The 12224-nt window shown below is 39.3% G+C and carries 14 protein-coding genes, 1 tRNA gene and 1 other RNA gene; 10 read left to right on the forward strand and 6 right to left on the reverse strand.

From position 1 onward, the window contains the following. Positions 1-28 precede the first annotated feature (28 nt). The 4 genes from G4Y78_RS06810 to G4Y78_RS06825 all read left to right on the forward strand — a co-directional run bounded on the left by G4Y78_RS06810 (position 29) and on the right by G4Y78_RS06825 (position 3105). A tRNA-Met gene (locus tag G4Y78_RS06810) sits at positions 29-105 on the forward strand. Between the two features lie 122 nt (positions 106-227). Next, positions 228-1160, forward strand: coding sequence for a contractile injection system protein, VgrG/Pvc8 family (locus G4Y78_RS06815; RefSeq protein WP_163832318.1), 933 nt, complete (start codon positions 228-230; stop codon positions 1158-1160). A 395-nt stretch (positions 1161-1555) separates the two neighbouring features. Further along, a complete protein-coding gene (locus G4Y78_RS06820) occupies positions 1556-2152 on the forward strand; it encodes a potassium channel family protein (RefSeq protein ID WP_163832319.1) in 597 nt (198 codons plus the stop codon). A 107-nt stretch (positions 2153-2259) separates the two neighbouring features. Continuing rightward, entirely contained in the window at positions 2260-3105 is an 846-nt protein-coding gene (locus G4Y78_RS06825; protein ID WP_163832320.1) for a hypothetical protein, read from the forward strand. Between the two features lie 548 nt (positions 3106-3653). Here G4Y78_RS06825 and G4Y78_RS06830 read toward each other — a convergent pair. Together G4Y78_RS06830 and G4Y78_RS06835 are read right to left on the reverse strand one after the other, a co-directional pair. Next, entirely contained in the window at positions 3654-5051 is a 1398-nt protein-coding gene (locus tag G4Y78_RS06830) for a PAAR domain-containing protein (protein ID WP_163832321.1), read from the reverse strand. A 107-nt stretch (positions 5052-5158) separates the two neighbouring features. Beyond that, on the reverse strand, positions 5159-6037 hold the full coding sequence (locus tag G4Y78_RS06835) for a LysR family transcriptional regulator (RefSeq protein WP_163832322.1): 879 nt from the start codon (positions 6035-6037) through the stop codon (positions 5159-5161). 107 nt (positions 6038-6144) lie between these two features. Between G4Y78_RS06835 and G4Y78_RS06840 the strand changes: the two genes are divergently transcribed. Further along, complete coding sequence (locus G4Y78_RS06840; RefSeq protein WP_163832323.1) at positions 6145-6459, forward strand: cupin domain-containing protein; 315 nt, start codon at positions 6145-6147, stop codon at positions 6457-6459. Positions 6460-6674: 215 nt separating this feature from the next. Here the strand turns inward: G4Y78_RS06840 and G4Y78_RS06845 are convergent, their stop codons facing one another. Further along, a complete protein-coding gene (locus tag G4Y78_RS06845; protein ID WP_163832324.1) occupies positions 6675-6914 on the reverse strand; it encodes a hypothetical protein in 240 nt (79 codons plus the stop codon). A 344-nt stretch (positions 6915-7258) separates the two neighbouring features. Between G4Y78_RS06845 and G4Y78_RS06850 the strand changes: the two genes are divergently transcribed. After that, a complete protein-coding gene (locus G4Y78_RS06850; RefSeq protein WP_163832325.1) occupies positions 7259-7618 on the forward strand; it encodes a helix-turn-helix transcriptional regulator in 360 nt (119 codons plus the stop codon). A 247-nt stretch (positions 7619-7865) separates the two neighbouring features. Here G4Y78_RS06850 and ssrA read toward each other — a convergent pair. Together ssrA and smpB are read right to left on the reverse strand one after the other, a co-directional pair. Further along, positions 7866-8236, reverse strand: a transfer-messenger RNA (tmRNA) gene (gene ssrA, locus G4Y78_RS06855). A gap of 64 nt (positions 8237-8300) precedes the next feature. Continuing rightward, positions 8301-8777, reverse strand: coding sequence for an SsrA-binding protein SmpB (gene smpB / locus G4Y78_RS06860; protein WP_163832326.1), 477 nt, complete (start codon positions 8775-8777; stop codon positions 8301-8303). A gap of 176 nt (positions 8778-8953) precedes the next feature. On the opposite strand from smpB, the gene G4Y78_RS06865 reads away from it, so the two are divergent. From G4Y78_RS06865 to G4Y78_RS06875, 3 genes are read left to right on the forward strand one after another with little or no spacing between them, the layout of a single operon-like run. Further along, the gene (locus tag G4Y78_RS06865) at positions 8954-10324 is read left to right on the forward strand and encodes a sodium-dependent transporter (protein ID WP_163832327.1); all 1371 of its coding nucleotides are present in this window, start codon (positions 8954-8956) and stop codon (positions 10322-10324) included. A 46-nt stretch (positions 10325-10370) separates the two neighbouring features. Next, the gene (locus G4Y78_RS06870; RefSeq protein WP_163832328.1) at positions 10371-10802 is read left to right on the forward strand and encodes a type II toxin-antitoxin system RatA family toxin; all 432 of its coding nucleotides are present in this window, start codon (positions 10371-10373) and stop codon (positions 10800-10802) included. Then, the gene (locus G4Y78_RS06875; protein WP_163832329.1) at positions 10795-11109 is read left to right on the forward strand and encodes an RnfH family protein; all 315 of its coding nucleotides are present in this window, start codon (positions 10795-10797) and stop codon (positions 11107-11109) included. The genes G4Y78_RS06870 and G4Y78_RS06875 overlap by 8 nt, the downstream gene beginning before the upstream one ends. 89 nt (positions 11110-11198) lie before the next feature. Here the strand turns inward: G4Y78_RS06875 and G4Y78_RS06880 are convergent, their stop codons facing one another. Next, the gene (locus tag G4Y78_RS06880) at positions 11199-11663 is read right to left on the reverse strand and encodes an outer membrane protein assembly factor BamE (protein WP_163832330.1); all 465 of its coding nucleotides are present in this window, start codon (positions 11661-11663) and stop codon (positions 11199-11201) included. 91 nt (positions 11664-11754) lie between these two features. Between G4Y78_RS06880 and fur the strand changes: the two genes are divergently transcribed. Continuing rightward, on the forward strand, positions 11755-12156 hold the full coding sequence (gene fur, locus G4Y78_RS06885; RefSeq protein ID WP_163832331.1) for a ferric iron uptake transcriptional regulator: 402 nt from the start codon (positions 11755-11757) through the stop codon (positions 12154-12156). The last annotated feature ends 68 nt before the right edge of the window (positions 12157-12224 follow it).

The following is a 12224-nucleotide window of genomic DNA, read 5'->3' on the forward strand; positions in this document are numbered from 1 at the left end:
AATACTCATAGTATGCGCTCCACGCTGATGCGGGGTGGAGCAGTCTGGTAGCTCGTCGGGCTCATAACCCGAAGGTCGTTGGTTCGAATCCAGCCCCCGCTACCAACCGATTTAAACTCACTTCGATTTTATCCTTCTAAACAAAACCCTTTTTTAAATATCTTCTATTTTATTCATTCCATTTTTTAAAACATTCCTTTATCAATAAAATAATACTGCTACCAACAGTGATTAATTGTCAAATCAAAATTAATTCCCAGTTAATAGACTTCAGTCGTCATCTAATCAGTCTCGAACTCACCGACGAAGCGGGTATCAAGTCCGATAGCGTAACCCTCAAGCTTTCTGACCCTGAAGGTAACTTACCCATACCCGCCAAAGGCACCAAGCTATCAGTCGCTATTCAGAATATTCATATGGGTGATTTTATTATTGATGAGGTGTCACTCTCTGGCCCACCTAATCAAATGACCATTCAGGCTAAAGGTGCCAACCTTCGCGATCAGCTCCGTAGCCCTAAATCACGCTCATGGCATCAAAAAAAGTTGGTAGATATTGTTACCACAGTGGCTAATGACAATGGTTTGAAGCCTAAAATTGCAGAAGTATTTACTTCTATTGTCATTGATCATATAGACCAGACAGAAGAATCTGATATTAATTTTTTAAGTCGAATTGCGTTAGATCATGGGGCAATTGTTAAGCCAATGATGGAACATTTAGTGTTTGTCGAGCGAGGGAAAACCAAAACAGCAACCGGTAAACAATTGTCAGCAATAACAATTTCTAAAATTAACAAATGGAATTTAAAAGCCCCTGACAGGCAATATTATAAAAGTGTTGCGGCTAAATATCACAGTGCTGAAGGTGGTAAGACAGAGCATGTAAAGGTGGGTAATGGTGAACCGATCTATACTATTAAAATGGTATATCCAACCAGGGAAGCAGCCAAAGCCAGCGCTAAAGCCAAGTTAAGTGGGTTAAATGATACAGAAGCCAGTTTAAGTATAACTGTGGTAGGTAATCCTGAATTGATAGCTGAGCGGCCAGTGGTTATTCAAGGCATAAGGACATGTGTTGATGGTCGGTGGGTGGTGAAGCAGGCAAAGCATTCGGTGAGTGCTTCTGGGTATACGACGAGTGTTAGTTTAATTAAGTAAAGTATAAAAGAAAGCTAAAAACAATTCAAACTATTAAAAATCAGCTATTTATGGAGAATAGTTAAATATTAATCTGGGTATAAAACTGTGAATTTTATCAATTAGTTTGGGGTGTTATACGTCACTATGACGTAATGTATCACGTCATAGTGACGTTCATTAGTAGTTAGCTTGACACCATAATTTAGATAGCTCATATGAAGAATGAACATAAAGATTCTCTAATTTTTTTCCTAGTCTTTGGGTTAATGCCATTTCTCTCATTTCACTCATTTATTTTTAGCTTAAACTCATATAAAGACTCTCTCGAGATACCTATATTTGTAGTTTTGCCGATTGTTTGGCTTTGTCTAATGAGAGTAACTAGATATATGCCATCAAGCATGGATAGAGTGATGTCTAGGAATAAGAGTATCGAGTTACCCAAAGCCCCTAAAAAGTTAGCATTAATAGAGGCCCCTTTCTGGTACTCAATAATTTTCTTAATCCATTACCTTTTGCCTTCCAGCCCGTTCTTGGATAACGGATCAGATAATATAAGTCATTGGGAAACCCTTACTGGCTATGGATCATTCTTTCTCGCTAGCATAATTGGGGGGGGTTTTTGTATCTTTGTGATTGAGAATATGTCTGCAATTAGAAAGGAAATAATTGCGTCTAAGTGGAAGGAGATGACAAAGAGATTGTCTTCTGTATTCTTTTCATATGTCGGAATTGGTTTACTATTTTCTGGTTTATACAGATGGACTTCAATGGCTAATAAACAAGCCTTTTCAAGACCATTTGAGTCAACAATTGATTCTATTTACTTCAGCATTGTTACACTAACAACCCTTGGATATGGAGATATCACCCCTAAATCTGATATGGCAAAGGTTTTGGTGATGTTTGAAACTTTAACTGGAGTTATATTTTTAGCCATTATGATAGGTCTCATAATTTCAGTTTCTTTAACTAATAAAGATGAGCTGCAATGTGAAGAAAAAAGCTAACAAGCAGCAGCAACGGACTGCCAAATCTGTCACTCAAATTGCTTCGCAATTACGTGCCAGCTTTGCCAGCCGCTGTGCTGGGCGTTAGCTTTCAATCGGAGATATAAATGAGATTGATCATAATTGCACTACTACTTTTTCTTTCATCTTCGTTAAGTTGGTCGAATGAAATATTAGTTGGTGATGTCTCTTTAGAAATCCCTAACCCAGAGGGGTTTAGTGCTGTTACGCCTAAAATGGCCTTTCTCTCCGAAGTGCTGAAGAAGTTTGTGGCACCAATGAATGAGGAGTTTGTCTCGTTTATACCTGACGATGTGGTAGAGATAGTTTTGAAGGATGAAATTCCAAACTTGCCTAGACGTTTCGCAGTTCAAACCGCCAAAAACCTGATAAACATAACAGTAACTAGCTCAGATTTTGCAACTCTTAAAAAAACCATAAAAACTCAAAATACAGAGTTAATCAAGAAAGTTGAAGCTCGGCTACCTGAGCTGGTGGGAAAAATAAATGATGGTATAAAAGAGAAATATGATGTTGATCTAGCTTTTTCTGTATATCAAATGATCCCGATGCCTGTGCACAAGGAGACTGATCGTACGCTTTCTTATTCGGCATTAGTAAAGTACAACATGAAAGATAAAATGGGTAATCCAGCGCCTTTTATTTCAGTTGTTACCTCAACATTTGTGCATGTGAAGGGAAAAGTACTCTTTCTATATTCATATGCTGAAGAGTCAGGTTTGGATTGGAGTAAGCAAGCTTCAAATATCTGGGCTAACAACGTTGTTATATCTAACCCTTCAGATATACAGACAAGTGTTAAAGAAACGGTCCCACCCAGTGTTTCTAGAATTGATTGGGGACAAGTAGCGGAAAAAGCTTTGATAGGTGCAATCATTGGACTAATTCTTGGTCTTTTGGGATGGATTAAAAAACGAACAAAACAAAGCTAACAAGTAAAGGTATGGGACGTAGTTTTCAACTCCGCCCATGCTTTAGGCGTTATGTGTAAATGATTCAAAAATTCAAAAACACCACCATGGCACTAGCATCTTCAGTGGAGATACAAGACGCTCATATCCAAATTTCGTTGCTAAAGGGGATGAGATAGTCATTGATTAAGATGAAGCATTAAATGAAATAGAGAATGAATTAACTATAACGGAGCCACAAATAAACAGTTTAAATGATCTACCATGTCAGTCGCAATAAAATACAAAAGACAATAGGTAGAATTAAAAGAGTCCTGATAATTTTTCTTTCCAGCTTTACCTGTATTGACTTGCTAAAGTAATAAAGCAGCAATGACAACAATACCATTAAAAATGCCATTATATTAGCACCCAATATATCGTCCGGATCAGCAGGGGTTACAGTATCCGGATCAAAAAACTTATACTCATTTGGGTCTGCACTACCAAGAGGGAAAAGGAAAACCCAGTTGAATATGAGTAGTAGGTACAACACTATACGTTTTAAAATCTCTATCGTGTAGATCATTTTATTGTAAGAGTTCTCTCATTTTATCGATTTTTCTGTACAAATCATGGCCATAGTTTGAGATGCCTCGCTGTCGTATTATATCTAAGTTTACATTAGGGCCTAATAGTTTATGTGGATAACCCATATTGTATAGGTATCCTGAAAGCTCTATTTTGTAGCGATCAAAGTCATTTTTAGTGTAGCTAGGGTAAATTTGTGAAAGCATATCAGCAAGGTACTTAGTAACAACAGCAATATTCACTTGTTCATTATTTAACAGTTTAATAACATCAACTCTATTGCAGTAAGTTAACTTTTTATCTACTCTTGCAGTTTCAGCAACTCTTCTAATTTGTATTTCAACGTCGCCAAAAGAGGTTTTTTCTGGAGCCCGAGTAATTTCTAGCCATTCAGTCATTGACCTTACTTCATGACCAACTATATTCAATAAGCCAGCGTCTCCTCCTACTTCTGACCAAGCTATTCCAGCAATAACTTCAGGCATGATGTTATGCCTTCTAGCTGATAAAGTAATACCTGTTTTATTATCTTTTACCCAGGAATTTTTAAACTGAGCTAAGTTAGATTGCGCTGGATCGCCACCAAGACCAACAGCCCGCATAGCTTTAACAAAAGCATGGCCTAGGTAGTCCAAGTTATCCCAATCATGATCAGGCTGTTTTGATTCTTTAATTAACTCCTTATACTCGTCATGAGTACAAATATTAGTGCCAAATAGACTATCTTTATTTACATTTTTACAAAATGTGACTTTTAACTTGCCAATTGCTGAAAAAATTTCAGTACGTAACTTGACTTCATGTATTTGATGTTGGGAGGCATGTATCTGCGTTTTGTCATACATTAGTGAATCATTAAGTGGGCTTAACTGCTTGCTTATTTCAAGCTCAGCTTGTCCTGCTGGAATTTTTAAGATTGCTATTCCTTGTTCATTAGTTTTACTTCCATTAACAGATGCACCTGGAATAGGGCAACCTTTAAAATCAACAACTTTAATAGTTACATCAACCATGTTTTGATTTTGTAAAGGTGCCACAAACTGAGAGGCTAAGCTTTCAGGTGTTACGTTATTCAGGTTCACATCTTTAAGTAATCCTGCTGCTTCAAGGTCTTCTTTAGCAGAGCTTGTAGAGCTAAAATTAACTTGATCAAAGCCAAGCTGAGTACTTGAGTCATTAGTAACAAGAACATTACCATTGCTCACTTTACTGCCAACCATGGCAATTGGCTTATTATCAACTTTAATACATGGATGCCCAGTAAGTATAACACTGCCATCACTCAGCTTATCCCCAACACGAGCAACAGGTTTACCACTTTCTATATGATTGGGACTGCCTTCAACTACCGTATTTCCACCTGAATCTTTATCGCCAATGCGTACCCACTGAATCATTATACTGCACCACAACTGCTTACTGTCTTTGTAGCGAGCAGTTTATATGGCACTAGTAGGATGTGCTGGTATTGATTCAGATTTGGATTTTTCGTAACAAGCAGAAATTATGTAGTTTTATTATTCCCTACCAAGTGTCGTAGTTTGCTTTTTAACTGTTGGCTTAATTCGATAACGTGAGGCAAATGTTCTCGTTGTTTATTTAAGTAAAGGTATACATCTAATGAGCCAATTTCCTCTTCGCCAATTATTTTGACTAATCTAGATTCACTTTTAACAAAACAACAGGGTAACATCGCTAAACCAGCGTTATCAGTAGCTGCTGTCAACCGTGCATGAGGGCTATTGCTACGATAGGATCGTTTCATTTTTGCAGACTTTTTAAGCCAACCAGAAGGAGCAAGGTGTTCGCCACTGTCTTCAAAGTCAACCAGCCAATGATCTTCTAGCTTTATTTTCTTTTTATTTTTTGAGTGTTTTTTCAAATACTCGGGAGTGCCGTAAAGAGCAAAAGGTACTGAATACGCGCCAAGGCAAGCATAATTACTTGGTGCCGTTTTATTCCATAACAAGGCAATATCTGTCTCTGAAAACCGAGCTAATGGGCTGGCCGTAAAACATTGCACCATTAGCTCAGGATGCAATTCACTTAATGGGATAATAATTTTAGACGTCAACAACCCGGATATTATCTCTGGTGCAAACAGTCGAACGGTACCCGTCAACCCAACTTCTTCTTGCAAAATAGATTTTACTTCAGCAGCAGCTAATACCATTTTTTCTATGAAGGGCAAAAGCGCTAACCCTGTGGGGGTAAGGGTACAACCTGATGGGTCTGCATCAAGAAGATGGGTTTGTACAGCCTTTTGAAAGCTTTTTATATTTCGTGAGACAGTTGCCTCTGATACCCCGAACTCAGTAGCTGCCGCCACCATGGTACCGTGCCTTGCAACAGCATGAAAATAGCGCAAATGATCCCAGTTCATAATCTATACCTACAAAAATGCAAGATGGTCTTTCATATTTGTCTATTTATAATACATTTTAAGTGTTATATGCTAGTAGCCAGTTGTACTATTGAGGTGTTGTAAAGATGAATCACACGAATTTCCCCTTGAAAATTCAGCAGCTGGAAACATTTAGTAATCGATTCGAGGCTTTTAAGCTTAACGCCGAAAACTGCAAAGTATTATTTGCCATGTATCCAGGTGGATCAGTAATAGAGCCTCATAGCCACAATACTGGTAACTGCGGGGTCGTTACTCGCGGCAAACTATATCTGACCGTTGATGGGCAAGAGAGCGAATATAGCCCTGGTGACTGGTACCAAGTCAGTACAAATCAAGTGCATTCTGCAAGGTTTTTAGAAGACACTGAGGCAATTGAGTTTTGGTTTTCTGATAAATAACGCAGTATAGAATCAATTTAATATTTAAATATCTAGTTAAAGGATTATTAGAATGTCTGGAGCGCCTCCATGGGGTCGCTTTCCCCTGACTAGGAAAAATCTACATAAAAAAAATGAACATGATAAACCAGGGGTAAGTTCGAGCCGCGACAAAAGAAAGAAAACGATAAAATGTTTAAGTTAAACCCTCTCCGCTGGAGAGGGACTATAAGACATTAGCAGTGGTTGTTTAAATTGATTTTTCCAAGGAGTGTACCAAGCACTTGGCAGCAGTATTCAATAGTAGAAATAATTTCACATAAATCTTTTTCTGATAATTGAACTTGATTGTCTGAATCACTTTTTTGCTGATTTTCTTCCTGATAGATCTCTATAAGAGGTTTAGTAACTTTGAGTATTTTAATAAGGTTGATTGTTGCTAGAGGATTGGATTTCCAGGGGTTGTTTTTGGACATATAAATAATCCTTTTATAGAGATGACCTTGTATCTAGAACAGCGATTTCACTAAATATTTTGATTAATTAAATTAATAATGTTGGCTGGGTGTTCCGTTCGCAAACTTTCCTCCTAATTTTTGACTATCTCAGGTGCTAGCTTCTAAGAACTTGCGTTCAAGCAGCTAAAAAAGAAATTACAATTAATCATATGTGAAGTAAATCATATTCCATTGAGTGATAATTGAGCATTTGTAAATTTCCCAAATCGTGTTGGATTTTAGCATCAGCTTTTTGGGATTTTTCAAAAACTGGGAGTGAAATTCATACGAAATATTCGTTATAGACCCATAATGAAAGCATTATGAAGAGAAGTACCAAAGTGAGTCCAGAAGTAAAGGCAGTCGGGGATAGGCTTAGAGGAGCAATTGATAATCATTCATTGTCTGTTGAACAAGTTGGACAAAAGATAGGGCTTAGCTCATCACAACTTTATGATCGTATGAAGTATGGCAATCTAAAGCTACAAGAAGCTGTCGTACTTAGTCAGCTGCTTGATATCGATTTGGCCTGGCTAGCAATGGGATATGAAGAAATTCCAAACTTGGAAGGAATTGTCACCAAGTTCATTGAGCTTTACCAAACTAAACCAGAAACCGTTGAGAGTTTGTTAACGACTATTGACTGGCTGTGGTTTGAGGAAAGGTATAGAGGCAACAAGTAGATTGATAGCCTAAGTATGGGTGAAGCCTCATCAATGATTGTGGGGAACGATTGAAGTACCCATGCTGCTAACCTGTTGATTTATAGTGAACTATTTGGGGAAGTATGGGGAAATCGTGGGTACTGCGTGGGGAATTCGGCGCTAAAAAAGGGGGAATTTAGGCAGTACCTGCACTAAAGTTTGATTTAAGTATGTTAGCTAAGTGTTTGATATTAAAAGAGATATGTAATTTTAAAATGTGTGGAAGTGGTGGAGGCGGCGGGAATTGAACCCGCGTCCGCCAGCTCTCTGCCTTCGGCTCTACATGTTTAGATTCGTCTATTTAGTTAGCTCAAAACAACCCGACGATCAGGATGTAATAAGCGAGCCTGAAAATTAGTTTAACTGATCCGCCTCAGGCATGCTTCACAGCGATCTTGTTTAAATTGACAGTTGAAACCAGCCAACAAGTAAGCCAATTACAACCGCTAGCTGGGTATTAAGCAGCTAGAGCGCCTTGGGCGCCGAAGTTATCGTCGTTTGCGATTACTATTTTGCAGCTTTTGATTTACGAGATTGGCTGCCATCTCGACATGCACCTGAAGGTTTCGTAACCGTCGTCGAATCCAAATCGCCCCCGAAACCTTAATGGATATTAGTTAAGATAAGGGTTTTGGGATTAAGTTTCAACCCTAAAATAAAACTAGTGGCGCATAAGCCGTTGCTTTTGTTTTTGCCAGTCTTTTTCTTTTTCAGCTGCTCGCTTATCGTAATCTTTTTTGCCTCTAGCGATAGCAATTTCGCACTTAACCAGATGTTTTTTCCAGTAAAGGGCAGTACAGATACAGGTTTGCCCCTTTTGTTGGGTAATGGAAAATAATTTGGCTAATTCTTTGCGGTGAAGTAGTAATTTTCTATCTCGTTGAGGGTCTGCTACAACATGGGTGGATACAGTGCTTAAAGGAGTAATGTTGGCACCTACCAGCCAGGCTTCACCATCCTTTAGTAATACATAGCTATCTACTAGTTGCACTTTGCCTGCGCGGAGGCTTTTGAGTTCCCAGCCAGATAAGGCTATTCCCGCCTCAAACCGTTCATCGATATGGTAGTCGTGGCGTGCTTTTTTATTGAGAACAATTGTACTGCTGGACTGACCAGACTTTTTCTGTTTCTTTACCATAGTGGCATATTATACGGTTATATAACAAAATGTGCTATTACTCTGTGGTATATGTTCTTGTTTGACAGGGGTAAATGACTAAAATGCCACATCTTAACCTGTTAAGTGTTACTAGCGCTAAGCTCGTTATGCTTTCTGGGTTTGTATACGCCAATTAAAACTACAAGAGGTTACACATGGCTGAAGCGCATAAGGCTGTAAGTGGGACTTGGGCCACGCGGTGGACTTTTATTTTGGCTGCTACTGGGTCGGCAGTCGGTTTGGGGAACATTTGGAAATTTCCATATATTACTGGGGAGTATGGGGGAGGTGCGTTTGTTTTAGTTTATTTAGCCTGTATTGCAGTGGTGGGGATTCCCATCATGATGTCAGAAGTGTTGATTGGGCGTCATGCTCGTCGCAATCCCATTGATGCAATGGGTGATCTTGCTGTAGAGTCCGGCTCGACAAGGGCATGGAGTTTAGTTGGCTGGATGGGGGTGCTAGCTGGCTTCTTTATTTTGTCGTTTTACAGTGTTATAGCAGGTTGGGCCCTTAATTATACAGCCGATATTGGTATGGGTTTGTTTAATGGGGTTAGTGCAGAACAAACTGGAAAAATGTTTGGTGAGTTAACGGGAGACCCTAGAAGACTCATTTTTTGGCATACCTTGTTTATGATTTTGACAGCAATCATCATTGCCAGAGGTATTCACAGAGGCCTGGAAGCCAGTGTGCGAATTATGATGCCTGCATTATTTATCTTGCTGTTAGTTATGGTGGGTTACAGTATTACTAGCACAGATAAGTTCGGAGAGGGGGTAAAATTTTTATTTGCCTTTGACTTCAGTAAGCTAACGGGTGAGGCTGTATTAGCTGCTATGGGGCATGCATTCTTTACTTTAAGTCTGGGTATGGGTGCAATCATGACTTATGGTGCCTATATGCCAAAACAGGCTTCTATTGGGGGTACTGTTGTGACAATTGCTGTGCTGGATACAGTTGTAGCATTAGTCGCGGGTATGGCTATATTCCCAATTGTATTTGCCAATGGTTTAGAACCTAGCGCAGGCCCAGGTTTGCTGTTTGTCTCGTTACCTCAAGCTTTTGGTAGCATGGGTGGTGGACAGATTTTTGGCACTATTTTCTTCTTGCTGGTTTCTATTGCTGCTTTAAGTTCGGCCATTTCCCTAATTGAGCCTGCGGTTGCTTATATAGTTCAGCGCCATAATGTTTCTCGAGTTACTGCTACTATTAGTTTTAGTGTGATTGTATGGCTACTTGGGTTGGGTACAGTATTCTCATTTAATGAATGGGCAGAGGCAAAACTGTTTGGTAAGACATTCTTTGACCTACTGGATTTTCTAACAGCCAATATTATGCTGCCACTAGGTGGTTTGCTGATATCAATATTTGCAGGTTGGATATTAAAACGCTCAATTGTGTTAAATGAATTGGCGATGCAAAACCTGGTGCGTTTTAATACATGGCGTGCTGCTGCTCGGGTGTTTTCGCCGTTAGCTGTGCTTGTGATATTTGTGGTGACGTTGTATAAAGCGATTAGTTAACCACGTATTCAATTAGCCAGTTATTGTTTGGATTGTCATAAACCCTATGACACAAATCAGTCGTTCAGCCCTGGTCCTCTACTCGGCCAGGGCAATGTTTAATCTTGTCAATGATATTAAATCTTATCCCCATTTCCTGCCTTGGTGTGTTGATACCACCATACACGAGCAAACAGATAAGTTAGTAGAAGCAACTCTTTTCTTAGCAAAAGGAGGGTTGAAGCATAGCTTTACTACTCGAAACCAACTTGATTACGGTAATACCATTACCATGGAGCTGGTCGAAGGACCTTTTAAAAATTTGACTGGTGAGTGGGAATTTCTGCCATTAGAAGAAAATGCCTGTAAAGTTTCTTTAGAGTTACACTTTGAGTTTTCAAGTAAAGTGATGGAAGCCACCATAGGTAGTTTGTTTAATGGTGCTGCTAACACCATGGTGGATGCATTTTGTAAACGAGCAAAAGAATATTATGGCTGAAGAAATTCAAGTAGAGGTGGCCTATGCTTTGCCTCATAAACAAAAAATTATCACTATGACTGTTCCCAAAGGAATTACTGTATATGAAGCAGCACGACAGTCTGGAATTGATCAGGTGTTTCCTGAAATAGACTGGGAAAACTGTAAATATGGTGTGTTAGGTAAGGCGGTAGCTAAACCGAAAGAAAGAGTTTTAGAGCAGGGTGAGCGGGTTGAAATTTACCGGCCACTTATTGCAGACCCTAAAGAGGTTAGAAAAAAACGAGCTGCTCAAGCCAAACAAAAGCGGGAAGCTGAGCAGCCGTAATATTTAAAGAATTTACTGACAGTGGAGGGGATGCATTAACTGATTTGCTTTAGTTAATAGATATCCTCAAGTCTAACTACTAGTGAGAGCTACTCAATAATATTCTCAATTACTCCTTCTTCAATGGGAGCTGCTTTAGTCTCGCTAGAGTCATCAGTTGATACTGCTTGTTGTGGTTGAGTGATGGCTGGTGTTGGCTCTGGGCGGAAGTCGCCAGTAAAGTGGCTGAGTTTGCCATCGTTAAAAAACAAGCTCACTGTTTCTTGAACACGCGTTTTCCCGCCTGGCTGAAAGCTATAAATATAGTCCCAACGCTCTTGCTGAAAGGTATCAACGAGTAGTGGCGTACCCATAACGTAACGAACCTGCCGTTTAGTCATACCTGGCCTAAGTTGATTAATCATTTCTTGAGTAACAACGTTGCCTTGCTGAACATCAATTTTATGTACACCAGGAAAACTGATTGTTTGCCGCTCATTTTCACTAAAAAAAGAGCAGGCGGATAAAGATGTTAAGCTTAATAAAATAATGAGTCGCATTATGGTCTTTTGCATCTTGGATAGACTTCCACTATCTTGGGTCAAAATGTGATAATACCTTACTTCTTGGCATCTGCTAAGTGCACTGTTTATATAGGATAGGGTTGTGGAAAATCAAGAGTTACGAAAGGCAGGCCTCAAAGTTACCTTGCCTCGGGTAAAAATTTTGCAAATTCTCGAAAGCAATGAGCAGCGTCATATGAGTGCAGAAGATGTATATAAAGCACTTATGGATGCTGATGAAGATGTAGGTTTGGCGACCGTTTATCGGGTTTTAACCCAGTTTGAAAGCGCAGGGCTAGTGGTTCGGCATAATTTTGATGGGGGCCACTCGGTATTTGAGCTGGCTCAGGGAGACCATCATGATCATATGGTGTGTATGGAAACTGGAGAAATTGTTGAGTTTTGTGACAAGGATATCGAACGGTTGCAACATGAAATTGCCGAAAAATACGGTTTTGAGCTGATAGATCACAGTTTGGTTCTTTATGTAAGGCCAAAAAAATAATTTAAACGAATTGTTATGAAAAAGCCGACTGATGTCGGTTTTTTCATTTATTGATGTTGTCTCAGTAA

The organism is Spartinivicinus ruber (genome assembly GCF_011009015.1).
Lineage (GTDB): Bacteria > Pseudomonadota > Gammaproteobacteria > Pseudomonadales > Zooshikellaceae > Spartinivicinus > Spartinivicinus ruber.